The following is a 26,205-nucleotide window of genomic DNA, read 5'->3' as shown; positions in this document are numbered from 1 at the left end:
AATTTTTAACAAAAATTTTACATTCCTTTTAATTCTTGAAGTAAAATAGCTGCCTCCTCATTACCTGCATCTGCCGCAAGTCCATACCACTTTATCGCCTCTTGAATATTTCTAGCTATTCCGTCCCCTTTATTATAAATATGCCCTAGTTGTAATTTAGCTTGAGAATCGCCTTGAAGAGCAGCCTGTTTAAACCAATGTATTCCCTTTTCTATATTGCGAATACCTGTTAATCCTTTGCTCCAAATAAATCCTAAATCATAAAAAGCGTCTACATGATATCGCTCCGCAGCTCTTTCATACCAATATAGCCCATTGTTCGAATCTCTAGGTTGGCCTAAACGCCCCTCTAAATAGATTCCTCCCAGCCTATATTGTGCTTCAATATAGCCTGCTTCAGCAGATTTTTTATAGTAGATAAATGCTTGCTCATCATCAATGTCAACGCCTAGTCCCTGCTCGAAAATAATTCCGAGCGTAAACATTGCCTCTGCAACGCCTTTTTTTGCGGCGAAGTCGAACCATTTTTTCGCAAGTACCATATTTTCTTGTACACCTTCACCGTTAAAGTACATATCCGCTAAGTTATTCGCTGCATCTGGATGCCCCTGTTTTGCCGCAGCCTCATACAATATAAAAGCCTGATTATAGTTTTCTTGCACACCTATACCTTCAAAATAAAAATTACCAAGTGCATATTGTGCGTCAGCATTGCCCTGTGCTGCCGCTAACTCAAACCACTTTATCGATTTTTCAGGCTGGAAATGTGTATCGTCAATTGAACTATAATATTCTCCAAGCTGAAATTGAGCATCTGCATCCTGTTCCTCAATGGCATCTTTGTATAAGTCAATAATTATCTCATGATCCAAATCTTCTTCATCAAACGCCATTACCTGATCATCTTGGTGAATAAAATACCATTCCAATACATCAAGTACATCATCAACAACTTCAACGCGATTCGCTAACTTCTCCAACGAAGAAATTTGCCAAATGAATATATAAATAGGGAGTGGAATGGCTTCACGCAGTAAATCATCATATTCAGCTAAAAGCGTTAACACATTCTCCTGTACTGACTGTGTCTGCTCTGGATGTATAATTTGTAAATGTCTTTGTTGATTTTTTTTCAAAAGTCCTCGCACAACTTGATACAATATTTTGTGCAAGACTGTTAATTTCACTTCTTCAACTGTTATCAAATTAATCTTTTGTGCAAACCACGTATCTTGTGTTTGCGTGAGCTTTTGCAGGGATTCAATTCGCTCGTTATTTTGTTTTGCTAAAAATTGTCCATACATTAGTTTCCCCCCTTGCACAGTATCAATTTCACCTTGGCCTACTTGTAGCTGTCGCTTTGCTTTCGCTACAGAAAACATTTTAGCTGACCCTCCGTTAACACTTCGCCTTCGCGTAGAAAAAAATCTGCTGAATGAATATAAAAACTGCCTTACCAATATTATATGGAAGATAGTTCTAAATTGGTTACACATATGATCTCAATATTAATCCGATGAACAATGTGATGAATAAAAAGATAGTAACATGAATCCATTTATACATTTCTAATAAACCGATAAATTCACGAGTAAAGGCATTTGGTAAATAGTAAAGGGCTGTCTTTGAACCAACACCTTGTGCATCTAGCCTAGCCTTTTTGGCATAAATACTTGCTCGAAAAACATGAAAATTGTTCGTCACAAATAAAGATCGATATTTTTTTCCTTGGGCATGTTTATCCATAATTTCTTTAGAGAATGCCAAATTCTGTTCAGTATTTGTCGATTGATCTTCCATAAATATTTTTTGAGTTGGTATTTGATGTACGTCAACTACATATTTTTTCATCGCATATGCTTCTGATACTTTTTCATCACTTCCCTGACCACCTGAGACAATAATGTAAGGTCGTTCACCATATTTTTTATATTGCTTTACCGCCTCGTCTAAACGACTAGCTAAAAGTGGCGGTACTTTATCACCAATTAGCCCTGATCCTAGCGCAATAATATAGTTAGGCTCATAGAAGATGGGTGTAAAAAGGTATATAGTCGCATAAGCCATCACACTTGTATATAAAAACATTGTATAACCAAAAATCAAAAACGCATAGAAGAAAAGAATATGCCAAATCTCATGTTCGATATTCGTAAAAATAACAAATACATACCAAATCATCATGATAAAAAAAACTAAGCCAAAAACAGCTAACAATAAATTACGAACTTTACGTCCTTCTTTTTCAAGTAAAACTTTACTATTAAAAAATGTAGCAATCGATAATATAAACATTATACTCGGGAAACTGCCAAGTATAATGACTATCCCCATTTTTGACATAATCCCCTGTTCATTTGGTAGCAATAAAGGATAATGACTAATTATTGTGCTCAAAATATACAAACCTAAAAAACCTAGCACTACTGCATTGAAGAATCGTCTTTTTTCCGTTATATATAACAATAAAAAAATTGCAATTGCTAATACTATTGTTGTATTCACCGTCTCACTCCTTTCTTTTTATACCATTTTTACACTTATTCCCTATTGACACTTCTTGTTCAAATTTATTGATATACCTAATTTAATGAAAGCGATTATTTTATTTTTCGTGATTGTTCATGTAAGATTACTATTAAGAACTAGTTTATGACGAATCTAAATATTATATTGGAGGAATATAAGTAATGAAAAAAATTCTTGCCGCTCTTTTTGCAGCTACACTTATGTTTTCGACTGTTGGTGCAACATTGTTCATTTCTGATACACCAACTGCAGAAGCTAAATCCTATAAGTCAGGTAAAAAAGGATATTCAAACAATAATAACAACAGCTCAAATATCCAAAAATCTCAGGATAATTCTAAAGATCAAAATAATGTAACAACAAATAAAAACACGAACAAAACGGATTCAACAGCTAAGAAAGGTGGCTTCTTCTCAGGTGGCCTTATGAAAGGTTTAATGCTTGGTGGCTTAGCGGGCTTATTATTCGGAGGTCTTTTCAGCGGAATGGGTATGCTTGGTAACATTTTAGGCTTAATAGTTAACGTTGCAGCTATCGCTATTATCGTAATGCTAGTTATGAAAGTTATTAATATGTTTAAAGATAAAAAACGTAAAGAGGAAGCACAATGGCACAAGTAATTAATGAGCAAGATATTATTAATGCAATTTGCTTATCACAAGCCTATTATAAAAACATTCGCCCTGAAGATGTGCTTGTAGAACTAACATACGATGATGACACAGGCTTTGGTGCAGAAGTTGAAGTTAATGGGCAAATCGAGATATTCAATACCGCAGCCATGATTGGCGCACTACGTGTATGGATTAAAGATGTCCTACATCTTGATCCATTTTCAACTGGTATCGCACTCGTCCTAGACGATGAGGAAGGTATTATTGCTAGACTATCGTAAATAAGAAAAATAAAAGCAGTTCACTAAATCTTGAATAATGTGGTACCCAAGTCAAGGACAAACTAAAAAAAGAGATTAAGCAGCTAATAGATGGTTTCTGTATTGCACAGGAGCCATCCTTTTTAGATTCCATTGATAACGATAATTATTGTAATAGACCATGTAGTGATTGATTTTGGCTTTTAGTTCCTCAAGTGTCTTCAAGGAGCTAAAGTCTACTTCGTCTTTAAAATGACCGAAAAACGATTCCTGTGGTGCATTGTCCCAACAGTTTCCTCGGCGTGACATCGATTGACCTAGGCCATGTTTTTTTAAGAGCGTTTGATAGCGTGGGCTTGTATAGTGAACCCCTTGATCTGAATGGATAAAGGCCTCTGGATGAAGCTGAATGCGCTTATTACTGATCAATTTTTCAATCGTTTCCGTAGCGATTTCGAGCGTGATTCGGTCTGAGACATGGTACGCTAAAATTTCGTTCGTCGAGGCATCTTTTATCGTCGACAAATAAGCCATACACTTTCCGTTATATGGTACATAGCTGATGTCCGTTAATAATACTTTCCCAGGGATACCTTGCTTAAACTCACGATTTAATTTATTTGGCACAACACGATGTTCCTTCGTTGCTTTCGCCATTTGTTTATAGGGATTCGGTTTACGATGCGGGCAGACAATCCCGTACTTGCGCATAATACGCTGGATTTTTTTACGGCTCATAACACATTGAAAATCCTGCTCGAGTGTCATTTTAATCGAACGAGAGCCTTTTTTATAACCACGACGATCAAAGGCTTTTAAAATCAAATCGCGTGCCTTTAAATCCTTCTGTTCTCTCACGGCTCGCGCATCACTCGCCTGTAAATAGCTATAATAGCCTGAGCGAGAAACCTTTAAGAGGTCACAAAAATACGTCACCATCCGTTCAAATGGAAACTGAGTGAGCGTATCTGAAATGAGTTGAAAGACCTTATTTGTGCTTAGTTTTTGGCTGTCGTTTAGCAGCCTCCTTTCTGTCGCTTCGAGCTTTTTTAGTAAATCTACTTGCCCCTCTAATAGTTGAATGCGTGCAGCTTGTCTTTCAATGACTTCTGCCGCTGTTAATTCACGTTTAATCGGTCTACCTGATCCAGATTTGCGTGTATCCGTTAAACCAATTAAACCGTTCTTTTCATATGCTTTTCGCCAACGAAAGGCTGATTGTTCAATACGTTTGATCCCGATTATCTCTTCATCAAAGCCACATTCCTTAAAAATTTGTCTCGGTGTTTTCCCTGCGAAGTATTCATCAATGAATTGACTCTTAAATGTATCTGTATAGGTAATCGTACGTTCGCTAACCTGTTGTACGTTTGGATTTTTTTGAAGTTGTAGTACCTGTTTTGGTGAAAATAAAATTTTACTCATAGTAGCCTCTAGTTCATCCTTTAATCTTGAAAGTCTAGTATATAAAAAATACCTGCAGTTAGCACACTCTTTTTCAAGTGTCCTAACTACAGGTACCATATTAGAATTAGATTTAGTGAACTGCTTTGTTTTATTATCATTTGACTTCAGTATTTTTTAATAGACTACTAAAATTCACAAATATTTTTGCTGCATGGCTACGTTTTGTCGGAGCCTCTGGTGAAAATTCCCCTTCACTACCTCTAACAATACCTTGTTCATATAACATTGTTATTGCACGTTTTGTTTCTTCATTGTAAGAAGCAATATCCGAAAATGGTGCTTTTCCTTTCACAGCATAAGGGTGTTTTAGCTGATGTTCATATGCACGATTAATCATTAATGCTAATTGAGCACGAGTAACTGGCTCTCCTGGGTTAAACTTCTCACCCGTTCCCTTAACTAGACCATATGCGTAAGCTGCTGCAATTTCTGACTGAGTGCCGACATCATAGCTTGATATATCTGTAAATGGTGCCTGTTCTTTCGTCGTTAAACCTAGACTTCTAACAAGTATACTGGCAGCCTGTGCACGGGTTACATTTTGTTCAGGTCTAAACGTACCATCTGCATAGCCTTTCATAATCCCTTCTTCTGCGGCCTTCAGAATAAACTCCTTCGCCCAATGATTTTCTATATCAGTAAAGCTTAAAGTCCTTTCTGTAGTAAAAGTAACTGTTGGACTTTGAACACTTTCATTCCCAGCTGCATCTACTGCTTTAACATTTACCGTGTATGCAGTATTTTTTGATAATTTATCTAAAGTTATAGCTGTTGTATCAGCATTTTGTGTAAATGCTAGCTTACCGTTTACATATACGTTGTAATTAGTGATCCCTACATTATCCTTCGCTTCTTGCCAGCTTAGTTTTACAGTTGTACTATCTTTTATGTTTACTTGGATAGCCTTTGATACATCCCATAAAGTACTTTCTTTAATCGCTGGTAAAAAAGCCTCGTTCGCTACTGCTAAATAACCTGCTTCACTTAAATGAATATTTTCTGGGTTTGGTAAATAGCTTGGAACATCTTTCGCTATAATATCGTATGTTGGTACAAAGATAGCTCCTGCTTTTTCAACAGTTGTTTTAATCGTTGTATTCATAACTGTTAATAGCATTTTAAATTGTTTCTGTACATCCTCACTATAGTACGGGAAAGAATTATAATAACCGATACGAAAAACATATACATTTCTTAAAAAATGTAGACATCTCTACTGTGACACAACTTATATCTTCCGACTTTCGTATTTGCGTCTTCCTTATTCTCCGAGTCTGGTTTCGCCAAAGCTACTGCCATTTAGTATGACTCTCCAAAGGCTTCAATTCCGCAGTATCGTTGCGTACACATCTAAGGCTTAGTTTCAGTTAAGCTCTTTAGATTGAATAATTTGCTAAGTTAATGCTTGCGTTCAAATCTCTATCTATCTTTAATCCGCAAGAGCAGATACATAATCTGTCTTTCAGTCTCAAATCGGATTTGATTTGTCCACAACCAGAACAAGCTTAGCAAATTTTCCAATGGACATTAATTCCATGCGTACCACCTCTCTTTCACTAAGATAAAATACTTTACCCTATTTAGAGAGGTTGTTAACATTTTTTAAATTTGTATCTATTTTTCTTGTTCACACGAAGGCGCAACCCTTCATGCAGTCTTTCTCTCACGAGTAGACCTCTTATGCTTTCACATAAGCGCAGACTATATCTTCATCTTATTTTCTAATAAGAGCCACATTTTTCTTCCGCCATTCGCTTGCGGTTTTACTCTCCCTCAAGGAGATAGTCGTTGAACGTCTTCCTTGTCTCATTAGAGATTTAGGAGTTCGCTGCTAAACATCCATTGCCAAAGCACTTAGCGCTACCGTTTTCCGTTGTCACGATGATCCTTTACGGACACTGAGTAATTTTTTTCAGCTTATGCCATCCTTGTTGTTTTTTCTGCTTTCGCACCGTTACGTCTGCCGTTTCCAGCTCCGCGTTGGTCACAAGGCTTTAGGAGTTAAAAGCAATTAACGTGGAGTTCGCACCAATTACTTGATACGAAGGGTATTCTGTTATAAATCTATGCTTCTATACGATTTTGTATAGTTTGGTCTACATTTGTTGTAACAGTTTAGTTACCCATAACATACACTTGAGCGTTCGGATTTATTTTCTTAATTTCTTCTAAAATTGCTGCAATATTTTTTATTGCTCCTTGTGATGCCTTTAACATCGCTGCTGCGTTAATACCAGTTGTCTGTGACTCTTTTAAAATAGGTATTAAATCATTGGCGCCAGCTGTCAAAGTAATAATTTCAGCCTCTTTAATAGACGTACGAAGTTTTACCTTGTCACTTTGATAACCGAATCCTGTTACAGGCTTTTCCACATCATTTTGTATATCTTCCAATACATTTTTTGTTGTATAGCCTGAATATGCAAACCCCTTATTATAAGAAGTGATGAAACCATCCTGCTGTAAAGCTTGTGCCACAAAATCTGCATAACCTAAACCAATTATGCCAACCTCATTCATACCATGTGCCAAGGAATCACCAAGTGCTACGTAATCCGCCTGGGCTACCCAACTTGGCGCTATGTAATCTATCTGCACTGCAGCATTTGCTCCTACAGGTACCGCTAACTGCAACGCCAGTACACCAGCCGCTAAAAATTGAAATTTCTTTGATAATTGCATAACAACCACTCCCTCCACTTCTATTAATTTCTATTTTAATAGATGAAGGATGAAAATGGGTTAAATATGAGCAAGTATTTTATTCACTTTGTATCTTTCCATAAGTCCCCCCGCCACCAGCTTCAATTGCTAATTGTCCTGTTCTTGCTAAATCGATCATCTTAGCAATCTTATGTGGTACGATTTGTTCAAGCTGTTCTAGTGAAACTCGATGCAAGATCTTCATCTCTGTACCAAATGCTTGTAGTAATCTTTCCATCATTTTCGGCCCTAGACCTGGAATAAAATCCAGTGGTACTTGATGAATATATGGTGGTCGAACATGTTTATCCGTCAGCTGCTCTGATAGCTCTATAATACGTAAAGAAACCCCTTTAATAATTTGAGTACTTTCACAATTAGTACAGATTGTCGCCATATTGCAAAGCTGTTCACCACATTTTGCACAGACGGTCTGATAATATTTACCAAGCAAAGGATTTAAGCCATAATTAGCTGTTACAGCTCGATTTTGCTGTTCATGAAGCGCCATTTTTAATTCTGTAAAATTGGCATCAGATAGTCTTAATTTTTGATACTCGCGTGCAATTTTCCCAAGTGAATGTGCATCAGAATTGCTGACAAATGTGTATGCTTGAAGCTCTCTAATGTTACTCACCATATCGGTATCAGAACTTAAACCTAGCTCAATCGCATCTATAAGTTGAGGATCAAATACTTCTGTTAAACTACGATGTACCCCTTTTCCAAACAAGCTTTTAAATGGTGTAAAGACATGAGCAGGAATAAAAAGCCCTCCTAACTCACGCACCTTTTGTTGCAATGTTTGACCATCACAATAGATTCGCTGAGAGCTTAAATGGATATTTTTCATATGATGAGACATCCAATTTGAAAATTCCCCCATAAGCGAAAGTGTTGGAAAATAGGCAAGTACATGGATTGGTCCAAGGCAATAATGATCATAAATCTCAATTTCAGCGCCTGGAATAAGGGTTGTGTCTTGATAACGAAGTCCTCCCTGTACTAGCTCCTTTAGCTCCCCTTGTTCAATCATCCCTACCATTTCATCCATTATCTCTGGTGAATGACAATCAATAATCCCGATAATATCTAGTCCCTTTCTTGTACTAGCAATCTCAAGAATTCTTGCTAATGTTAGCATCTTACTGCCCGTAATTTTGACAGCTCGCCCACTAGAAGTACGTCCAATATGAATATGTAAATCCGCATAGAAATCTTTCATCATTTGTAACAACTCCCATTGTATTATGTACAAAGTGGAAATACCTCACATTGCTGCAAGGTATTCTCGCTTCATTATGAAGGATGGTTATTATTATTTGACTCATAGGCACTAGAACTCTGTGCTGGCATTGCTGAAGAATCATATGCCACTAATGTCACGCCAATTGTCTTCTCTAGCTCATTAATTTTTTCAAGCTGTTGCTGATCCAGTTGTGCAAGCTTAATCTCTTCCATTTTCATCAATTCCTTTCAGAAATAAAGTTCCCCGAATAGGAAAAATGTATACACGAGAAAGATGACTGATTTTCAGTCATTTTTCTTTGACTTTATGTCAGCTATTTTGTAACATTTAAATAAGCAGGTCAAAAGCGAGGGATTTCATGTCAAAGGAAGAGAAAATTATTCAGGCTGCAATTGAAGTTTTTCGTGAAAAAGGAATTGAAAAGGCTAAGGTTTCAGATATCGTAAAAGCTGCAGGTATCGCACAAGGAACATTTTATCTTTATTTCCCTTCACGACTTTCAGTAATGCCAGCTATCGCGAAAGTTATGGTTGAAAACATTATTACTGCAATCGAAGAAGGCGTATCAACTCAAAAACCTTTTGAACAACAACTTGAAGAAGTTGTAGACGTTGGCTTTTCTATAACAAAAGAATATGGCGATCTCGTTGCACTCATCTATGCTGGTATTGCACAAACTGAGCATTTGAAAGAGTGGGAAAATATCTATGCTCCCTATTATGCATGGATGGATAATTTTTTATTACAAGCTCAACAACAAGGAACGATACGTGCTTCGATAGATACTTCACGGTCTTCCAAGCTCATTATAGGTTTAATCGAATCTGCAGCTGAACAAGTTTATTTGTTTGATGATTGCAAAGATGAAACGATGAAACTTGTTAAGCTCGAGCTCCTAGACTTTTTACACCATGCACTTGGCCTACGTCACCCATAAGTGGCGTTCTCTTTTACATTAAAAATGACTGAATGTCAGTCATTAGAAAACTATCACGTGAAAGGAATCTCTAATTATGCAAAAAGATTGGATATATGTTGGATTAACTAGTTTGTTTGAATTGTTTTGGATATTTGGTTTTAATGTTGCCGATTCTTGGTGGCATTGGGTTATTATCGTGTCCTTAATTGCGTTGGATTTTCATTTCTTATCGAAGGCTTGTGAAAACCTACCTACAGGCACTGTTTATGCGACTTTCGCTGGGGTCGGTACAATTGGTACTACATTAATGGACATTTTTATTTTTGACGGTGAATTTAATGCTATTAAAGGAATTTTCATATTTATTATTGTACTGGGTGTTATTGGTCTTAATTTAGCTGATAACCCTTCAAAAGATCATGCTGAAAAGAAAGGAGCTAATGCATAATGGGTTGGTTACTTGTTTTATTAGCTGCAATTTCAGAAATTATCGGTGTTGTAGGTTTACGCTTTTATAGTCAGGAAAAAACTATACGTAATTTATTAATATATGCGGGCGGCTTTGGACTGTCCTTTGTACTTTTGTATACATCCTTTAACTATTTACAGTTAAGCATTGCCTATGTAGTCTGGGTTGGGATTGGTACAGTTGGTGCTGTTCTTGTAAATATTATATTCTTCGGGGAGTCTAAAAATATGAATAGGATTATTAGTATCATTGCTATTATCATTGGTGTGGCAGGATTGAAAGCAGTATCTTAAATTATTTGGCTCCTGTTCTTTGTGTTGTGAACCAATATTGGAAATTTCCTTTTCGTTGAAACTATATTTTATAATTGCTTATATAAATGAAGATAAAAGGAGTTTTGCTGAATGGTATATTTATTACAAGTTGATTTTACAATGGACGGTCCTTTTGGTGATGAAATGTCTGAAGTATTTAAAGATTTAGCTCATAGCATTAATGACGAAGAAGGAATCATGTGGAAAATTTGGACTGAGGATGCGATAGCTAAAGAAGCTGGTGGTGTTTATTTATTCGAGACGAAGGAAAGCGCAGAAAAATATTTAGCCATGCACTCTGCTCGATTAACAAGCTTCGGGATAACAACTATTCGGGGTAAAATTTTTGAAGTTAATGAAGCCTTATCTTCTATTAACAATGGTCCTATCCATAAATAACAGGCGTATCTGTTATTACAGATACACCTTATAGTGTTGAAATACAAAATGGGCAAGAGAATCTTTGTGAATGTTGTGGCGCTTTAAATAAGGGTGGTTTCTGTTCCAAACTATTCGCTTTCGCACAAAAAACATCTGACAAAGCGCTTAGTCGGAACGGAAATCACCCCTCGTTTTGCCGAAGAGCCATACTTTATTTATGTAGTTTTTAAAGCTTTCTTCGTAAATTGCTCTGAGACATACGTTAAATAAGGCTTCCCTGTAAGTGGATGTGTTTGAATATCAGCGTAAACACCAAAAACATCTTGTAATAATGCTGGTGTAAGTACTTCTTCTGGTGTTCCAAAATTGACAATTCGCCCTTGCTGTAAAACATAAATTTGATCACAATACATAGCTGCAATGTTTAAATCATGTATTGCGGCAACAACTGTTAAATGCAGAGTTTGAATTAGATCCATTAGCTGCAATTGATGCTGTATATCTAGATGATTCGTTGGCTCATCTAAAATAAGCATCTGTGCTTGCTGAGCGAGGGCACGGGCAACCATCACACGCTTTTTTTCTCCGCCTGAAAGAGAACTAAAGCTACGTTTCTCTAAATGAGCAATTCCTGTTTGATTTAGTGCATTTTTCACAATTTGAAAATCTCGTTCCTGATCAAGCTCGAATAGTTTTTTATGTGGTGTTCTTCCCATACTCACTAAATCATGTACGGTAAAATCGAATACGACCGGCGTTTCTTGACTCACTACTGCTAAATTTTTCGCAATACTTTTACTCGACTGCTTTAAAATATCCTGTTCATTTAATAATACTGTTCCACTTTCTGGTTTTAAAAAACGATACATATTCTTTAATAGCGTTGACTTCCCACTACCATTAGGACCGATTAACCCAACAAATTGTTTTTCCTTTATTTGTACACTTACTTCATGTAATATGCGTTCATCAGAAATGGAGAAAGATACTTGTTTCGTCTCTAATGTCATATGCTTTAATCCCCTTCACCGAAAGAATAATTGTTACGACGTAGTAGCCAAATGAAAAATGGCCCTCCACAAAAAGCTGTGATAATTCCAATTGGCATTTCTTCAGGTGCAATTATAATCCGAGCAAGTGCATCTGCCCACACTAAGAAAATTGCCCCAAACAAAGCACTAATCGGTATGACATATTTATGGTTTGAACCTACGATCAGCCGTACAATATGCGGAATGATTAAGCCAACAAATCCGATTGAACCACTTACTGCGACGAGCACACCCGTTAATAACGATACTAATAAGATAAGCTGTATTCGAAATTGTTGTAAGTTAACCCCTAATGTAACCGCTGCTTCTTCCCCAAGAAGTAATAAATTTAAGCTTCGATAATGGAGCCATAACAAGGCAAATACCACGATAAAAATAACTGTAGGAATTAAAAGATTACTCCACTTCGCACCAGCTAAGCTTCCTAGCATCCAATACATGACTGCCTTCATTCCGCCCTCTTGCTTCGACGTCATTAATATAAAATTTGAAATAGCAGATAGAATAAACGACACCGCCATCCCTGAAAGTAAAAGTCGAAAGACAGAAACTCTACCGCCAACACGTGCTAAGAAGAAAACTAACGCCATTGCTGTCAGAGAACCTATAAATGCAGATACGGAAAGAGCATAAACGCCAAGAAATGAAAAAGCACCTAAAATGATGACAGCTGTGGCCCCAACCGTTGCACCAGAAGAAATCCCTAAAATATATGGTTCGGCAATTGAATTACGGACAAGAGCCTGAATAGCTGCTCCTGCAATTGCCAACCCTGCTCCAACAATAGCAGCGAGCAATACACGCGGAACTCGTATTTGCCAAATAATAATTTCCTGAGAACGACTCCAATCTTGGTCGATTAAGTTTTGTACAATTGGTATTTTGGAAAGGATAACCTTCCATACGTGAATTGGCGTAACAGAAACCGATCCAACCATTATGCCAATTGTCATTGAAATGATTAGTACTAAAAGAAGAGTCATTGATAGTAGCATAATTTTTTTATTCATCTGTTTATTAACTCCTAATCATTAATAATAGACTTAATGAAGATAAAAAAAGGGTATTCCATGCAAAATACGCATAGAAATACCCTAGATTAAACAAAGTCAGAAAGATTTCCTTCTACTATTGTCCGTAATCGCTTTCATCCTCGTGGGCATTACAGATATTCGCTAATTGGCAGGTCTCCTGGCTTCGAATCAATGTACCTATGATTGCCTTCCCATTCTAGAACAGTGGCTGAATCATCATAGAACTCCTCGTTACAGTTGCGGGACAGCGTCGGATTTGCACCGACTTCCCTTTTAAGTGACACATTTACAAGATGTCACACCATTTGCATCTGATATTTTAAAATTATGACGATTCTATCATATATTTTAATAGTTAGTCTATTACTAGTAATTATTTATCAAATTAAGAAGGATAAATATTTTTGTGTTAACCTATACAAAATATTAGGTTGACACAAAAACTTTATTTTTTTACACTATTATTATCAACATTACTTATTAGGGGTGAAATAATGACAACAGTAGCGGAACACTCGCATCACAAATTAAGAACAGTAGATATTGCTTATATTGGACTATTTTCAACATTGATGATGATTGGCGCTAATATTACTTCCTTTGTACCTTTTATGGTTGTTGGTGGCGTACCCATCACGCTACAAACATTTTTTGCTATATTAGCAGGACTTATTCTTGGCAGTAGAAAAGGTGCACTCGCTTGTACTGTTTATATGTGTATAGGTTTAGCAGGCGCACCTGTATTTGCACGTTTCAGTGGTGGCTTTGGACAAATTTTAAGTCCTACATTCGGTTTTATCGTTACTTTTATATTAGCTGCATATGTTGCAGGGCGTATTGTAGAGCGCAGTGGAACGAAAAAAAGCTATGTAATGGCTGCTTTAATTGCAACAGCCATTAATTATTTACTTGGGACTAATTGGATGTACTTCGCCTACAAGTTATGGGCTAGTGCTCCAGAAGCTTTTTCTTATAAGATGGCATGGCTTTGGATGATGCCTCCATTACCAAAGGATATTATTTTAGCTATATTTGCCGGTATTTTTGCATACCGTCTCCAAAAAATAGTGAAAATAATTCCTGTTAAGTAACGTAAGCCCTTCTTTAGTTTGATGCTAAAGAGGGCTTTTTGTTTTGAAACTCCTATATGAATGCTGTCCACAATTTCTGCACATTTATTTGCTACATTAAGAGCAAATAGTGAGGAGGAATATAATATGTTATTCAAAAGAAAGTGGTCAATTGGCTTAATGGCAGCAGTAGTTTTACTAACATTATCGGCTTGCTCTGCCGATACAACTAAGTCAGAATCCGATTCAAAAAATAACATCGAAACTGAACATAGCACAGTGATGGATCATTCCACGATGAACCATTCAAGCTCTGGCGCAGTACCAACAACTTTGAAAAATGCTGAAAATCCAATGTTTCCAGTTGGAAGCACCGCCATTATCACGGATGGACACATGGCAGGTATGAAAGGCGCAGAAGCAACGATTGTTGGCGCTTATGATACGACAGCATACATTATCTCCTATGAGCCAACTACAGGTGAAAATCGCGTAGAAAATCATAAGTGGGTTATTCATGAGGAATTGATAAATCAAGGTGAGGCCCCATTAGCTCCGGGTACGGAAGTCAAAACCGATGCATCTCATATGGAAGGCATGGAAAATGCGACTGTCCATATCGATGAGGCAATACAAACGACAGTTTATATGATTGATTATACGTCTACAACAAATGGCGAGGCCGTAAAAAATCATAAATGGGTTACGGAAGAAGAGCTAGAAGCAAAATAAGGACTAATACGCTGGACAGCCTGAAGCAAAAGTAAACGCTCCACCACTTTTGTCCGTGGGATTGAAGCAACCTTAAGGATGTTGCGCTTTAGCCTAAACGACTATGCTCCAAACAAGCGAAAAAAATCTATAGTTTCCTTCATAATCGAGTAGGAGGGAGTGACTAACTCCCGACCTCTCCAACCACCGTACGTACGGATCCGTATACGGCGGTTCAATTAAGATGAATAACGCAAGATTTCATAACGAGCTTGCAGACTTTTGAGCCCTTGGTTACTCCAATAAGAGTTACCAAGGGTTCTGTGTAATATTGGACTTTTCGAAATACGCCAGTAACTCTTGCGAGTATTGCCCCATTCGTAAGCCTTCCAGTCTGGAACTCCTAAGCGAATAAGGTTGCGCACTTTCGTACGAGGCTTCTTCCAATTCTTCCATAAACACATGCGAAGTCTTCTTCTAATCCATCCATCCAGTGATTCAAATATTGATTTCGTATCCGCTAATGAAAAGTAGCCACACCACCCAATTAAGTATTGATTCAATTGTTGAATTCGGTACTCCATTGGAAATGGCTTCTTTCTAGCTGTTAATTCCCGAATTTTGTTCTTCATTCGCTTTATGCTCTCTTTCGCAATTCGAACTTGTGGTTCTTTGCGGGAGGTAAAGCTAAATCCTAGGAATTTACGTTGCCAAGGACGAGCCACTGCGGATTTCTTCTCATTTATTTTCAATCGCAGCGTCTTCTCAATAAAGGTTTTGATACTTGCCATCACTCGTTCTCCTGCTCGTTTTGTTTTCACATAAATATTGCAGTCATCGGCGTAACGGACAAATTTATGACCACGTTTCTCTAATTCTTTGTCTAATTCATCCAGCACAATGTTTGAGAGAAGTGGACTCAGTGGACCCCCTTGGGGTGTTCCTTCATCTGTATCATAAACGACACCATTTATCATGACACCCGATTGCAAGTATCTACGAATCAGCTTGAGTAGAGGTTTATCAGAAATTTTCTTCGCTAATGTACTCATTAGACGGTCATGGTTTACTTTGTCGAAGAATTTCTCTAAGTCCATATCTACTACCCAGCGATATCCTTCTTTTATATAGCCTTTGGCTTCTCGGATTGCATCGTGAGCACTTCGTTTTGGTCGAAATCCGTAACTATGATTCGAGAAGTTCGGGTCGTATAGGTTGGATAGCACTTGGGCAATTGCCTGTTGAATGAGTCGGTCTGTCACGGTTGGGATTCCTAATAGTCGCACACCGCCGTCAGGTTTCGGGATTTCGATTCTGCGAACTGGTTGTGGTTGGTAGGTTCCCTCAAGAATTTGCTTCTTAATCGTTAGCCAGTTTTCGACTACATGCTGTCGTAGGAATTTTACGGGCATTTTGTCTACTCCATGACTCCCTTTGTTTCGTTCCACCCGTTTGAGTGCGAGAAGCAGATTCTCTCGTGATAAAATTTGATTCATTAACATCTCGTTCGACTCCTCCGTGAATAGCTTGTCTTCTTATAACAGTTTCTACTGCACCCGCTCAATGTCCCTCATGGGATTCACCATTACCTCCATTAAGTCGGTCCTTCTGGATTTTCTGTGTTTATCATAGAAAACTGCATGCCAAGGGCTATTCTCTCCGAATTGTTCGGTCCTTTCCATTCATTCTAGAAGTGAATGGTACTATGACCTCTGCTGACTTCTGATGGTTCAGCTACCTATCGCTAAGTAGGTTACAAAGTGTACTTTGCGTTTCCATCAGACCTCCCCGGGTAAGCGTATGCACTTTCACACCATCTATCCGCCTCATTTACTCGATATGACCTTCGACAGAAAGGACTTTGTGTTGTTGTGCACACTCATCCAATCATACCTAGCCTTATATGAGATTTGTGTTCCTCGGACCGGTGTTTTGCCTCCAGCTTCCTTCAGATTCCGCGTCGCCACGGACACCCTTGCTCTTGGCTAACCTCTACTTCTGTCTTCGAGGTTCGGGACTTGCACCCTATAGTTCATACGCATGCCGGGCGCACACAAAAAACCAACCTTTGCGGGAATCGTCAAAGATTGGTTTTTTTTAGCTGCCATTTGTATCCGATCCCCCAAACAGTCTGTAAATATTCATCCGCAGGGAAACCACTTCTCCTTAATTTTTCTCGTAAATTACGGACATGTGAGTCGATTGTTCTATCTTCGATTGATACATGATAACCCCAAACCGTACTGATGAGATGCTCCCTTGAAAATACTTTATTTTGATAATCAAGAAATAACGCTAACATCGCAAATTCTTTCGGCGTTAAAGAAATAGCTTCTTGTTGAAAAGATAATTCAAAGGATTCTTTATTTAAACGTAGCCCTTTAAAGAAAATAACTTTTTCTTCAACTTTCGTTCTTCTTAATACCGCGTTTATACGGGCTAGTAACTCTTCCTCATCGAAGGGCTTTAAAATATAGTCGTCTGCCCCCATATTTAAGCCATTTATAATATCAGCCTGCTCCCCTTTTGCTGTTAGCATTATCACTGGTACATCCCAAAACTTCCTTATTTCCTGACAAGCTTGCCAGCCATCCATCTCTGGCATCATGATATCTAACAGCACTAAGTCTACATGATTTTCCTCTAAATAAACTAGAGCATCTTTAGCTGATGACATTGCTTTACAATGAAACGCAGGCTCTAAGTAAAGGATTAGTAAATCTAACATCCTAGGTTCATCGTCAATTAATAATATTGTTTTCATTCGTTTCTACTCCTTAAACAATAATTCAAAAGTAGTCCCTTTATTTTCCTCACTAAAAACGGTTACTTCTCCTCCATGGGCATGTACAAGCTCTTTAACAATAGCGAGGCCTAAACCTGAACCTCCAAGAGCACGCGTACGAGATTTTTCTACCCTATAAAAGCGTTCAAAAATATAAGGTAAATCCTTCTTCGGAATCCCTTTTCCAGTATCTTTTATGCTAATTTGTAAAAAGTGACTGTGCCTGTTCACAATTATAGAAGTTGAATCTCCTGGGGAACAATAAGTTAATGCGTTATTTAAAAGATTTAAAATAATTTGTTCAAGTCTTGCCGAATCTGCCATTAATGTTAATCCCTCTTCACATTGAACAAAAAAGTGTATTTGTTTTTCCTGAAAAGCAGGGCTCAGCTTTGTCTCAATATTGGCTAAAAACTTATCCAAATGAAGACTTTCTTTGTCAATAACAAAAGAGTTTTCATCCATTTTTGCTAAATCAAATAAGTCTTTTATTAAACGAGAAAGTCGATTGGTTTCTTCTATAATAATACCTAAATACTTTTGGCGATCCCGCTCCGTTAAATCACGTTTATAGAGAATATCTGTATAGCCTTTTATAAACGTTAATGGTGTTCTAAGCTCATGGGCAATACTTGATAAAAATTCCTTTCTTTCCTCTCTTAAATGATGTAAATCATCTGATAAAAGCTGTATTGCATTAGAAAGATCACTTAGTTCATCTTTACCATTCGTAGAAAGGGCCACTGTAAAATCCCCTTTACTCATTTTCAAAGTCGCTTCTTTCATCTGAACTAATGGGAAGGCAAGCTTTCTAGACAGAACAATAATGACTGCAATGGTCACCACTCCTGAAATAATACCAACAATTAGAAAATGTCTATTTAATCGTTCCATTAATGCATGGATGGAATCTGTATTTTGAAACATAAAAACATATCCAATTGTCGTTTGCTGTTTTTGGATAGGGCTAATTGTGGAAATATAGTTTTCCTCCTGCCAATTACCCTGCAAAACCTTACCATTATAAGGAACATTATCTTCGGAATTTTTAATATAAGCTTGTATTTCAGGATGTGGATGTGAAGCAGCTAATATTTTCCCAGTCTTATCTGTAATAACAACATCCGTATTTTCTTTTGATTCCATTAATACTACGTGAGCTAATGTTTCCTTATCGAAATTTCGCTCTAATATTGTTCGATGCGAATTTCCCCTTGCCTGCAAGCTCGTTAATTCCTCTTCAACTCTAGAATTGGTTAAAGAAGCATGTAAAAATAACATCATAAATGTTTCAATACTAAATAATGTGATAAAAAAGATTATTCCTAGCTTAAGTGAAAGTTTTTTCATCCTCTAACCACCAATTTAGGATTTCATAAAAGTATAACGTTAAAGTGTGAAGATTTCATGCAGAAATAAATCTTAGATAGACAAAAAAATGTCCATAAGTATGAAGATTACTTATGGACATTCTTATCTTTAAATGTAATTTCTCATCCAGTTTAAGAAGTTATCAATAACTACATCAAGGAATTTGACAGTACCCTCATCTGTTAAATTGCCTTCTCCATCAAACTTAGTGTGTACTGCACCAATATAAACATCATTACCGCTAAGTAATGGTGAATTAACACCAGGTGAGAATAAAATATCTCGTAAATGTAATTGTGCTTTAACAGTACCTAAGTTACCCATTGATGCCCCCATCATGAATGATGGCTTGCCAATCATTGCTTTGTCCACACGGGATAACCAATCGATTGCGTTAACCATTACACCTGGCACAGTTCCATTATATTCTGGTGTCACCCAAAGAACTGCATCCGCCGCTTTTACTCGTGCTTTAAAATCAAGTACTGTTTGTGGTGCTTCATTTTCGATATCTTGGTTATACATAGGTAAATCCTTCAAGCTTAATACTTCAAGATCAAATTTCTCTGCATAACGCTTTTCAATAAATTTTGCTAATTGCATATTATAAGATTCTTTACGGATACTACCTACGATTGCAACTACTTTCAAGACGTTTCCTCCCCAATGTGAAAAAATTCTTTATTTGTAAATCAATTTCATTGTATACCGACCTAATAATAGGTTGCAAATTCCTCAACTGGTTTTCGATAACCACGTAGGCGGCGACTGCTTTCTTTTTCCTTACCTATTGTCATCATTAGTGCAATTTCATGTGTTTCTGGGATATTAAAAAGAGCTCTCATTTGTTGCTGATCAAAGCCGATCATTGGACATGTATCCCATCCGCGATTTTTGGCTGCTAGCATAAATAACATAGCTGAAAGTGAAGCGTTACGAATGGCTTCCTCCTTCATAAATTCCTCGCCACGTTCTTCATAAAATTTAGCGTTTTCATTAACGATATTTTCTAATTCACAAGCATTAATAATGCCTAAGTCAACCATTCCTTGATTAAGGTTAGCCGTATTTTTATAGGCTTCTTTATCTCCTAATACAAGTATAACCGCTGAGGCTGAATGCACTTTATATTGCCCGTTTGCTGCTTCTCGTACTTTTTCTTTTTTTTCTTCATCTAGTACAACGATATAATTGGCATGTTGTAAATTAAAGGCGGATGGAGCAAGCTTTACATCCTCCAAAATGGGACGTATATCTTCTTCACTCATCTTGATGCCCTCTATAAAATTATTTGCTGATCGGCGCTTATCTATTAGCTTTGCAAATTCCATCCAGCTGACCTCCTAAGAGTATGTAATTTCCATTCAGTAGAGACTTATGTTTCTCTACTGAATGGGATTAAAAGTATTACTCATATTCTTTATCGAACGTAATAGCACTTCTTACAGTGTCAATAGGGCGAACAAGCTCTTCGATTTGCGCACGCTTTGGCTCTAAAAATGGTGGTAACGATAATTTTTCACCTAAAGTTTCATACGGCTCATCTCCCATAAATCCTGGGCCATCAGTAGCTAACTCGAATAAAATTTGTGGTGCTACTCGTGCATAAAGTGATTCAAAGAAGTGTCGATTTACATAACCAGAAGTATGGAAGCCAAAGCTTTCAAATCGTTCAGTCCATTCATCTAATACAGCCCGATTCTCTACGCGGAATGCTGCATGGTGTACTGTACCGAAGCCTTGTCGAGCTACTGGTAAAACTGTGTTAAATTCTACAACCATTTGTGCACCATTTCCGCCTTCACCAACCTCAAATAGATGGAAATCTCCTTCCTCCGCAATTTCTGTAAAGAGCATCACCTTCTCTAGTACCTCTTTGAAATGTTTAAAGTTAGCAACTCTAACAAAAACCGGACCTAAGCCTGTAATCGCATATTCAAGTGGTATCGGCCCATCTTGCCATGGTGTACCTGACGCAACACCTGTATTATTTTCATCAGAGATCAGTTGATATTGCTGATCGTCAAAATCGACGAAAGATAAAGTTTTCTTACCAAACTGTTCTTTAATACCTGTATGTTTAATATTTAATCGATCAAATCGTTTTAGCCAGTAGTCCAATGCAACATCTGTTGGAACTCGGAATGATGTTTTTGAAATTTCGTTTGTTCCATGTACACCTTTTTGAATGTTCGGGAAGTCAAAGAAAGTCATATCTGTGCCAGCACTTCCTTTATCATCAGCAAAGAATAAATGATATGTTTGGATATCATCCTGATTAACCGTTTTTTTCACTAATCGCATTCCTAATACATGAGTAAAAAATTTATAATTCTCTTCTGCACTACTTGTAATAGCAGTAACGTGATGAATTCCTTTTAAATGGTTCATTCTATATTCCCCCTATTTATCTCGAATTCGAGATATTTACGTAAAAATTTTTTATTATTTTTTATTGCAAGCCAACCTTTTTCAAAGACAGAATCATTGTTTCCATCTCTGGTTGATCTAATACTTTAAAAATCTCGTTAATTTTTTGTTCATGCTTTGGAAATATTTCTTCCATTAAAGTATTTCCTTCATATGTTAATAAATCATATGTGACACGACGATCCTTCGGGCAAGCATGTCGAGACACAAAGCCTTTTTGTTCGAGCTTATCAAATCAATTATCTTTAATTCGAGATAATAATATCATATAGACTTCTCAACAGCAATTCTTTTGTATTGCTGTTATCTCCTAAAGTACAATGTTGGCTCATTTATTCGTGCCCTTACATGGGAGACGATCATCCTAGCGAAATTAAAAGAGCCAGTAATTATAGTGTTAACTAGCTCTTCATATTATAAATGCAACGAAGTTTTGTTATTTAATTCGTTTAAATTCCTTTTCATTACCATCAGCAAACTCCACTTCAACCTCAATCGATTGGAAGTCTTCAGTAATATGAAATACTGAGATTACTTGGTCTATTACCTCATCATTCGGTGTAGTAGAATCAAATGTCAGTTGCTTGAACAATGGTTCTAATTTTGTATAAGCAGCATCACCTTGAAGCTTTTCATTCTTACGTTCATCCTTTAGTCTCGCCTCTATGCCGGATTTTTTATTTTCATATTCCATCTCATAAGACTCCGTTGCAGAATAATCAACATCCAATGAAAGTTCCAAAAAATTAAACGTTATTTGTTCAGTAGCAGTATCGCTCACCTGCTGTCCTGTATTTTGTTTAGTTGGAGCATTGGCAGGGACGTCTTGAACTTTTTCCTTGGTACAACCATAAAGTATGACTGTCATTAACGAAACAACTAATGCTAATTTTATTCTCATCTTGACACTCCTTTCTTCAAATATTATTTCCCAAATCGTCTACAAACAAACAAAAAAGAGTATCCCCAACTAATAGGAGATACCCTTTTTATTTTTGATTACCAGTAATTACGACTGCTGTTATTTTCATTAACTGCTTTTGCTAAACGAACTGTTGAAACAGCTAAATCTGCATATGTCACTTTCTCAGTAGCATTAAATTTATTTTGCTGTGCATCCATCAATCCCATTGCGCTTACTAAAGCAACATAGCCTGCATACGCTGGATCAATCGAGCCTGCATCAGTGAAGTTTAACTTATAAATATCACTATGTTTAGCTACTTTTTCTAAATCTAGTACACGTACTAACCATTCTGCAAGCTCTTGACGAGTCAATGTTGCATCTTCTGCAAATTGATCCGCCGGTTGTAACATGCCCATGCTTACAGCTTGTTCAACAGTTCCATATAAAGGATGCTTTTTGTCAATATTTTTGAAGGATTGCTTCTCGTTTCCTCTACCATAATCATATCCCCATGATAATGATTTAACTAAAATTTTCAAAGCTTCTCCCTTTGTTACAGCTGTATCAGCATTAAAGTTTGCTGGGTCTTTAACGTCTAACACATTTTGACGTAGTAAATAAGTTAATTCTCCTCCAGCTGTTGGATGTGAAATGGCAGGAAGTTCTTTAGAATCATCAATTTTATGAAGCCATTCACCAGATGTTGCATCAACAACATTGAACAAGCTTCCATTATAAACTGGAGAGTATACTAAATTATAGTGGCTATTACCCTCTCCATCCTGTTTTGCATACTGTAGATTCAATTTTGCATCATCACTATACATTGCTTTTGCTTTATCAGCAGAAACAGCCTTGTTTACAGACGGCCAATTATCAACCTTGTGATTACTAACATTTAAACCTTGTAGTTTCCCATCTGCACCGATATTAACAGAGATTTCATCCCCTACTACAGCAATGCCATTGACAATACGTGGGAACGAGAAGTAATATTGCTTACTATACTTATCATATATTGGCTCTTCTATTGGTTTTGAATAATTATGAATATATGAAGGAGCCCACTCTTTTACGTAGCCTAATGCCTTTTCTAACGCAGCATCTTTTGAGATTGGCTCTACTTTATCATCCTTCTCTAAGACTTCATCACTTATATCCCAGAAGCTTATAAGTTCACCTGTTGCTTTGTTCACTTCGAATGATGCGCCTGTGCCGTGATTCCCATAATCATACATGTAATTTACTGAATAAATTGTCTCACCATTTTCATTTTCTCTTTCATCAATCGATTCAATTCGCAGCTTTACTTTGTCCGAATCAACTTTTAATAGAGACTGTGCTAACTCTTCAACTTCAGCTAATGTTATATTTTTCTTTCTAGGCTCAAGTGGTTGTGCTGAAAGTTTTTCCACACCTTTTGTCTTTGGCACCTGTGAAGTGAAACCATTCATCGTTTGCCACTGCCCATTTAATGCATTTACACCCATGAAGTTAGTTGGCACGTACACAAGCTTAGCAATTGCTTCATCTGTTCCGTAGTTATAGTCAATATAATAACGTAACTCTACTGATAAGTTTTCGCGAATCTGTGCAAGTATGTCTGCCTCACTCTTTTTCTGTTCTAAGCTGTCAAATGTTGCTTTACTAGTTGACTCAGTATTACGATACATACCCACAATTTCACCATTTGCTAGAACTTCAATATGCATACTCTCATCACTAAATGGTACACCATTATGAGTTGGCGAATAAGTGAATGAATACGAAATTGGTTCAGAAATCGGTCTACTGAAACCAAAATCATCATACATTAAATCTTCACGAAGCTTGTAATTGGCAGTATTAGGCATTTTTTTCAGGAAGTCTTCAGCAACTTTTTTTGCCTCAGCCTTTGAATATTTAGCAGGATAAATTGCATCCGCTACATTGGCAGGCTGATAGTGGAAGTTTTCTAATTCTAAATCGTCGCCTTTAAACGTAAAACCACCGTAAATATCTTTGCCGTCGATTGTTTTATGGAAGAATAATTCATAGCGTACCGTTTTATCATCATTATAGTAATGCCCTTGTCCCATATTGAAATCATTCTCTGTGACAAAATTAAATTTATCTCCAAACAGTGTCTGCACTTGCTTAACAAGCATACTTTTTGTTACTTTAGTTTCTTTTGAATCTACCTGAATTGCAACTCTTTCTGGAGATTCCTTTACATTAGCAGAAGCCTGTGCCATTGGTGAAAGTACCCCAACGGAAAATGCTGTAGACGTTAGTATAATACCTAATTTTTTAAACTTACCCAAAATATCCCTCCTAAAATACTATTTACCATAATTATACTATACATTACCAAAAATAGAAATGATATTTACAGATTTTTTCCACTTTGAAGAAAATAGATTGGGCAACTCGCGATTTCTATATCTCCTAAAGCTTCTCATTTCTTCACCACATCAAAATTCGATCCAATTAATAACCAATTTTGCGGGAATGGTAGACCCAACTTCCAATAGCCTACTCCTCGAAGTTTGTACTGTTTGATTAAATTGAACTTCGCCTGAATGGATCTTGCATCCTCGAACCACACGATATGTGCTTTACCTTGCTCATCATAGTATTCAAAGAAAGGTGCCTGAGATCTCAAATCATACTGAATAGCGGCATTATATTTCTTAGCAATCTCGATTGCTCTTTGCGGACTAACTGCTTTTGCATATGGTCCCCCTTGTACAAAAGGTAGTGTCCAGTCATAGCCATATAAATTCTGTCCAAGTAATATTTTGTTCGGAGGTATTTCACTTACTGCATATTTTACAACTTCCTCAACTTCAGGAAGTGGCGACACTGCCATAGGAGGCCCGGCAGAATATCCCCATTCATAAGTCATTAGCATAACAAAATCGACTATTTCGCCATGTGCCTTATAATCATGTGCCTCAGTCCACGGACCTCGCTCACTAGCACTTGTTTTGGGAGCGAGCGCTGTCGATACTGTATAGCCCTGTGGATGGAATCGGTTCACAGCTCTCCTTAAAAAATTGTTATACGCCTCGCGTTGATCGCCCGGCAAATGCTCAAAATCGAAATGTATATCTTTAACGTTTCCTAATCGCTTTGCCTCTTCAAGAATATTATCGAAGAGCAAATCCTGTACTGCTGTACTTTGAAAAATATCTCTTGCTAACTCACCACTAAAAGTAAAATCCTCCAAATTTGAGACAACCATTGCTAGAGAAGCTCCTGTATCATTAGCAATTTGCGGTACACCTTGACTTGGCGGTCTCTTAAGCGTCCCATCTCGTCTTGCCTCATAGCTAAACAAAGCAAGATAAGTTAAAAATGGACCCGCTTCTCTTGCCTGATTCAATAATGATTCACTAACGGATGTCCCTCTCGGCTCTAAATACGCCAATGTTTCAGCTCTTGTTTTTGGTTGAGGTGGAATATAAAGTCTCAGACCCACTGATAAAGGTTGATTCGGGTTAATACCGTTTACTTGTGCGAGCGTTAAATAATTGATGCCAAAGCGTTGGCTGATAGTCCAAAGACTATCCCCTGGCTGCACATAATAAAAACTCCCGACAATTGGAATCACAAGAGCTTGCCCTACAACTAATCGATTGGGTTCAGGAATTTGATTGGCATCTACAATTTTCTGAACTGTCGTCCCATAAGCCTGCGCAATCCCCCAGACAGAATCCCCTGCTCGTACAACATGTATTTGAATGTCAGTGCCTCCTTTTGAAATGATTAAACTGCCGATTCATTACAGTCATACTTAAATTACATTTACCCGAGTATTAAAAAAATAAACATCTTTTGCAATGAACCGGACAATACCAATTAATCTTATGACAACGGAAATAGCTTTATTCGGTTATTTGCCCCTAATAAAATTGAGAAATCGAGTAGGAGGGAGTGACTAACTCCCGACCTCTCC

At 37.2% G+C, this 26,205-nt stretch carries 27 protein-coding genes, 1 pseudogene and 1 riboswitch; of the genes and pseudogenes, 8 read left to right on the top strand and 20 right to left on the bottom strand.

The features are described from left to right. Positions 1-17 precede the first annotated feature (17 nt). Together ACB089_RS02095 and ACB089_RS02090 are read right to left on the bottom strand one after the other, a co-directional pair. On the bottom strand, positions 18-1,382 hold the full coding sequence (locus tag ACB089_RS02095) for an SEL1-like repeat protein (protein WP_374965094.1): 1,365 nt from the start codon (positions 1,380-1,382) through the stop codon (positions 18-20). Positions 1,383-1,488: 106 nt separating this feature from the next. After that, positions 1,489-2,505 (bottom strand): YdcF family protein, encoded by a 1,017-nt coding sequence (locus tag ACB089_RS02090; protein WP_374965092.1) that lies wholly within the window; start codon positions 2,503-2,505, stop codon positions 1,489-1,491. Between the two features lie 185 nt (positions 2,506-2,690). Here ACB089_RS02090 and ACB089_RS02085 point away from each other — a divergent pair, with 185 nt between their 5' ends. Both ACB089_RS02085 and ACB089_RS02080 read left to right on the top strand, forming a co-directional pair. Continuing rightward, entirely contained in the window at positions 2,691-3,149 is a 459-nt protein-coding gene (locus tag ACB089_RS02085; RefSeq protein WP_374965090.1) for a hypothetical protein, read from the top strand. Further along, positions 3,137-3,424 (top strand): DUF2653 family protein, encoded by a 288-nt coding sequence (locus ACB089_RS02080; protein ID WP_068986427.1) that lies wholly within the window; start codon positions 3,137-3,139, stop codon positions 3,422-3,424. The genes ACB089_RS02085 and ACB089_RS02080 overlap by 13 nt, the downstream gene beginning before the upstream one ends. A 75-nt stretch (positions 3,425-3,499) precedes the next feature. Here the strand turns inward: ACB089_RS02080 and ACB089_RS02075 are convergent, their stop codons facing one another. The 6 genes and pseudogenes from ACB089_RS02075 to ACB089_RS02050 form a co-directional block, all read right to left on the bottom strand. Then, positions 3,500-4,828 (bottom strand): IS3 family transposase, encoded by a 1,329-nt coding sequence (locus ACB089_RS02075; protein ID WP_374964033.1) that lies wholly within the window; start codon positions 4,826-4,828, stop codon positions 3,500-3,502. Positions 4,829-4,964: 136 nt separating this feature from the next. Continuing rightward, on the bottom strand, positions 4,965-5,987 hold the full coding sequence (locus tag ACB089_RS02070; protein ID WP_374965088.1) for an S-layer homology domain-containing protein: 1,023 nt from the start codon (positions 5,985-5,987) through the stop codon (positions 4,965-4,967). A 259-nt stretch (positions 5,988-6,246) separates the two neighbouring features. Continuing rightward, positions 6,247-6,360, bottom strand: a pseudogene (locus ACB089_RS02065) (zinc ribbon domain-containing protein); the annotation flags it as partial. Positions 6,361-6,985: 625 nt separating this feature from the next. Next, positions 6,986-7,552 carry a GDSL-type esterase/lipase family protein gene (locus ACB089_RS02060; RefSeq protein ID WP_374965086.1) on the bottom strand — a complete coding sequence of 189 codons (567 nt, stop codon included), beginning with the start codon at positions 7,550-7,552 and terminating at the stop codon, positions 6,986-6,988. Between the two features lie 79 nt (positions 7,553-7,631). Beyond that, a complete protein-coding gene (locus tag ACB089_RS02055; protein WP_374967645.1) occupies positions 7,632-8,798 on the bottom strand; it encodes an endonuclease Q family protein in 1,167 nt (388 codons plus the stop codon). Positions 8,799-8,872: 74 nt separating this feature from the next. After that, a complete protein-coding gene (locus ACB089_RS02050; protein WP_374965085.1) occupies positions 8,873-9,034 on the bottom strand; it encodes a hypothetical protein in 162 nt (53 codons plus the stop codon). A gap of 146 nt (positions 9,035-9,180) precedes the next feature. Here ACB089_RS02050 and ACB089_RS02045 point away from each other — a divergent pair, with 146 nt between their 5' ends. The 4 genes from ACB089_RS02045 to ACB089_RS02030 all read left to right on the top strand — a co-directional run bounded on the left by ACB089_RS02045 (position 9,181) and on the right by ACB089_RS02030 (position 10,923). After that, entirely contained in the window at positions 9,181-9,759 is a 579-nt protein-coding gene (locus ACB089_RS02045) for a TetR family transcriptional regulator (RefSeq protein ID WP_374965083.1), read from the top strand. Between the two features lie 76 nt (positions 9,760-9,835). Then, positions 9,836-10,189, top strand: coding sequence for a multidrug efflux SMR transporter (locus tag ACB089_RS02040; protein ID WP_068986430.1), 354 nt, complete (start codon positions 9,836-9,838; stop codon positions 10,187-10,189). Next, positions 10,189-10,503, top strand: coding sequence for a DMT family transporter (locus ACB089_RS02035; RefSeq protein ID WP_374965081.1), 315 nt, complete (start codon positions 10,189-10,191; stop codon positions 10,501-10,503). The genes ACB089_RS02040 and ACB089_RS02035 overlap by 1 nt, the downstream gene beginning before the upstream one ends. 111 nt (positions 10,504-10,614) lie before the next feature. Continuing rightward, positions 10,615-10,923 carry a monooxygenase gene (locus ACB089_RS02030; protein WP_374965079.1) on the top strand — a complete coding sequence of 103 codons (309 nt, stop codon included), beginning with the start codon at positions 10,615-10,617 and terminating at the stop codon, positions 10,921-10,923. A gap of 197 nt (positions 10,924-11,120) precedes the next feature. On the opposite strand, the gene ACB089_RS02025 is transcribed toward ACB089_RS02030, so the two are convergent. Both ACB089_RS02025 and ACB089_RS02020 read right to left on the bottom strand, forming a co-directional pair. Then, on the bottom strand, positions 11,121-11,915 hold the full coding sequence (locus tag ACB089_RS02025) for a heme ABC transporter ATP-binding protein (protein WP_374965077.1): 795 nt from the start codon (positions 11,913-11,915) through the stop codon (positions 11,121-11,123). 5 nt (positions 11,916-11,920) lie between these two features. Continuing rightward, positions 11,921-12,967 carry a FecCD family ABC transporter permease gene (locus ACB089_RS02020; protein WP_374965075.1) on the bottom strand — a complete coding sequence of 349 codons (1,047 nt, stop codon included), beginning with the start codon at positions 12,965-12,967 and terminating at the stop codon, positions 11,921-11,923. 153 nt (positions 12,968-13,120) lie between these two features. Beyond that, positions 13,121-13,312: riboswitch (cobalamin riboswitch) on the bottom strand. A 173-nt stretch (positions 13,313-13,485) separates the two neighbouring features. Here ACB089_RS02020 and ACB089_RS02015 point away from each other — a divergent pair. Beyond that, entirely contained in the window at positions 13,486-14,082 is a 597-nt protein-coding gene (locus tag ACB089_RS02015; protein ID WP_374965073.1) for a biotin transporter BioY, read from the top strand. Positions 14,083-14,208: 126 nt separating this feature from the next. After that, positions 14,209-14,793, top strand: coding sequence for a YdhK family protein (locus ACB089_RS02010; protein WP_374965072.1), 585 nt, complete (start codon positions 14,209-14,211; stop codon positions 14,791-14,793). A gap of 218 nt (positions 14,794-15,011) precedes the next feature. Here the strand turns inward: ACB089_RS02010 and ltrA are convergent, their stop codons facing one another. The 10 genes from ltrA to ACB089_RS01960 all read right to left on the bottom strand — a co-directional run bounded on the left by ltrA (position 15,012) and on the right by ACB089_RS01960 (position 25,992). Continuing rightward, positions 15,012-16,274: a group II intron reverse transcriptase/maturase gene (ltrA, locus tag ACB089_RS02005; RefSeq protein ID WP_374963429.1), complete on the bottom strand. Its 1,263-nt coding sequence runs from the start codon at positions 16,272-16,274 to the stop codon at positions 15,012-15,014. Positions 16,275-16,852: 578 nt separating this feature from the next. Beyond that, positions 16,853-17,536, bottom strand: coding sequence for a response regulator transcription factor (locus tag ACB089_RS02000; protein ID WP_374965070.1), 684 nt, complete (start codon positions 17,534-17,536; stop codon positions 16,853-16,855). A 6-nt stretch (positions 17,537-17,542) separates the two neighbouring features. Further along, complete coding sequence (locus tag ACB089_RS01995) at positions 17,543-18,907, bottom strand: ATP-binding protein (protein WP_374965069.1); 1,365 nt, start codon at positions 18,905-18,907, stop codon at positions 17,543-17,545. Between the two features lie 129 nt (positions 18,908-19,036). Beyond that, positions 19,037-19,579 carry an NADPH-dependent FMN reductase gene (locus ACB089_RS01990; protein WP_374965067.1) on the bottom strand — a complete coding sequence of 181 codons (543 nt, stop codon included), beginning with the start codon at positions 19,577-19,579 and terminating at the stop codon, positions 19,037-19,039. Positions 19,580-19,641: 62 nt separating this feature from the next. Beyond that, the gene (locus ACB089_RS01985; RefSeq protein ID WP_374965065.1) at positions 19,642-20,259 is read right to left on the bottom strand and encodes a nitroreductase family protein; all 618 of its coding nucleotides are present in this window, start codon (positions 20,257-20,259) and stop codon (positions 19,642-19,644) included. A 76-nt stretch (positions 20,260-20,335) separates the two neighbouring features. Further along, a complete protein-coding gene (locus ACB089_RS01980) occupies positions 20,336-21,319 on the bottom strand; it encodes a ring-cleaving dioxygenase (RefSeq protein ID WP_223555348.1) in 984 nt (327 codons plus the stop codon). Between the two features lie 61 nt (positions 21,320-21,380). Beyond that, entirely contained in the window at positions 21,381-21,566 is a 186-nt protein-coding gene (locus tag ACB089_RS01975) for a hypothetical protein (RefSeq protein ID WP_374965063.1), read from the bottom strand. A 228-nt stretch (positions 21,567-21,794) separates the two neighbouring features. Continuing rightward, positions 21,795-22,259: a YusW family protein gene (locus tag ACB089_RS01970; RefSeq protein WP_374965061.1), complete on the bottom strand. Its 465-nt coding sequence runs from the start codon at positions 22,257-22,259 to the stop codon at positions 21,795-21,797. A 98-nt stretch (positions 22,260-22,357) separates the two neighbouring features. Further along, positions 22,358-24,568, bottom strand: coding sequence for a YcdB/YcdC domain-containing protein (locus tag ACB089_RS01965; protein WP_374965059.1), 2,211 nt, complete (start codon positions 24,566-24,568; stop codon positions 22,358-22,360). Between the two features lie 134 nt (positions 24,569-24,702). Then, positions 24,703-25,992, bottom strand: a complete 1,290-nt coding sequence (locus tag ACB089_RS01960) for a glycoside hydrolase family 18 protein (RefSeq protein ID WP_374967644.1) — start codon at positions 25,990-25,992, stop codon at positions 24,703-24,705. Between the last annotated feature and the right edge of the window lie 213 nt (positions 25,993-26,205).

It is taken from the genome of Lysinibacillus sp. RS10, assembly GCF_041956855.1.
GTDB classification, from domain to species: domain Bacteria; phylum Bacillota; class Bacilli; order Bacillales_A; family Planococcaceae; genus Lysinibacillus; species Lysinibacillus xylanilyticus_A.
Note: the sequence above shows the minus strand (reverse complement) of the source record. Positions and strands in the feature narration are given on the sequence as shown.

What these genes read in the sequence shown, in the direction of transcription:
- ACB089_RS01995 (WP_374965069.1), bottom strand. Translation starts at nt 18,907, where the DNA reads ATGAAAAAACTTTCACTTAAGCTAGGAATAATCTTTTTTATCACATTA.
- ACB089_RS02035 (WP_374965081.1), top strand. Translation starts at nt 10,189, where the DNA reads ATGGGTTGGTTACTTGTTTTATTAGCTGCAATTTCAGAAATTATCGGT.
- ACB089_RS02050 (WP_374965085.1), bottom strand. Translation starts at nt 9,034, where the DNA reads ATGGAAGAGATTAAGCTTGCACAACTGGATCAGCAACAGCTTGAAAAA.
- ACB089_RS01970 (WP_374965061.1), bottom strand. Translation starts at nt 22,259, where the DNA reads ATGAGAATAAAATTAGCATTAGTTGTTTCGTTAATGACAGTCATACTT.
- ACB089_RS02080 (WP_068986427.1), top strand. Translation starts at nt 3,137, where the DNA reads ATGGCACAAGTAATTAATGAGCAAGATATTATTAATGCAATTTGCTTA.
- ACB089_RS02020 (WP_374965075.1), bottom strand. Translation starts at nt 12,967, where the DNA reads ATGAATAAAAAAATTATGCTACTATCAATGACTCTTCTTTTAGTACTA.
- ACB089_RS02060 (WP_374965086.1), bottom strand. Translation starts at nt 7,552, where the DNA reads ATGCAATTATCAAAGAAATTTCAATTTTTAGCGGCTGGTGTACTGGCG.
- ACB089_RS02010 (WP_374965072.1), top strand. Translation starts at nt 14,209, where the DNA reads ATGTTATTCAAAAGAAAGTGGTCAATTGGCTTAATGGCAGCAGTAGTT.
- ACB089_RS02000 (WP_374965070.1), bottom strand. Translation starts at nt 17,536, where the DNA reads ATGAAAACAATATTATTAATTGACGATGAACCTAGGATGTTAGATTTA.
- ACB089_RS02025 (WP_374965077.1), bottom strand. Translation starts at nt 11,915, where the DNA reads ATGACATTAGAGACGAAACAAGTATCTTTCTCCATTTCTGATGAACGC.
- ACB089_RS02075 (WP_374964033.1), bottom strand. Translation starts at nt 4,828, where the DNA reads ATGAGTAAAATTTTATTTTCACCAAAACAGGTACTACAACTTCAAAAA.
- ACB089_RS01980 (WP_223555348.1), bottom strand. Translation starts at nt 21,319, where the DNA reads ATGAACCATTTAAAAGGAATTCATCACGTTACTGCTATTACAAGTAGT.
- ACB089_RS02070 (WP_374965088.1), bottom strand. Translation starts at nt 5,987, where the DNA reads ATGCTATTAACAGTTATGAATACAACGATTAAAACAACTGTTGAAAAA.
- ACB089_RS02095 (WP_374965094.1), bottom strand. Translation starts at nt 1,382, where the DNA reads ATGTTTTCTGTAGCGAAAGCAAAGCGACAGCTACAAGTAGGCCAAGGT.
- ACB089_RS01985 (WP_374965065.1), bottom strand. Translation starts at nt 20,259, where the DNA reads ATGGAATTTGCAAAGCTAATAGATAAGCGCCGATCAGCAAATAATTTT.
- ACB089_RS02055 (WP_374967645.1), bottom strand. Translation starts at nt 8,798, where the DNA reads ATGAAAGATTTCTATGCGGATTTACATATTCATATTGGACGTACTTCT.
- ltrA (WP_374963429.1), bottom strand. Translation starts at nt 16,274, where the DNA reads ATGTTAATGAATCAAATTTTATCACGAGAGAATCTGCTTCTCGCACTC.
- ACB089_RS02015 (WP_374965073.1), top strand. Translation starts at nt 13,486, where the DNA reads ATGACAACAGTAGCGGAACACTCGCATCACAAATTAAGAACAGTAGAT.
- ACB089_RS02040 (WP_068986430.1), top strand. Translation starts at nt 9,836, where the DNA reads ATGCAAAAAGATTGGATATATGTTGGATTAACTAGTTTGTTTGAATTG.
- ACB089_RS02045 (WP_374965083.1), top strand. Translation starts at nt 9,181, where the DNA reads ATGTCAAAGGAAGAGAAAATTATTCAGGCTGCAATTGAAGTTTTTCGT.
- ACB089_RS02085 (WP_374965090.1), top strand. Translation starts at nt 2,691, where the DNA reads ATGAAAAAAATTCTTGCCGCTCTTTTTGCAGCTACACTTATGTTTTCG.
- ACB089_RS02030 (WP_374965079.1), top strand. Translation starts at nt 10,615, where the DNA reads ATGGTATATTTATTACAAGTTGATTTTACAATGGACGGTCCTTTTGGT.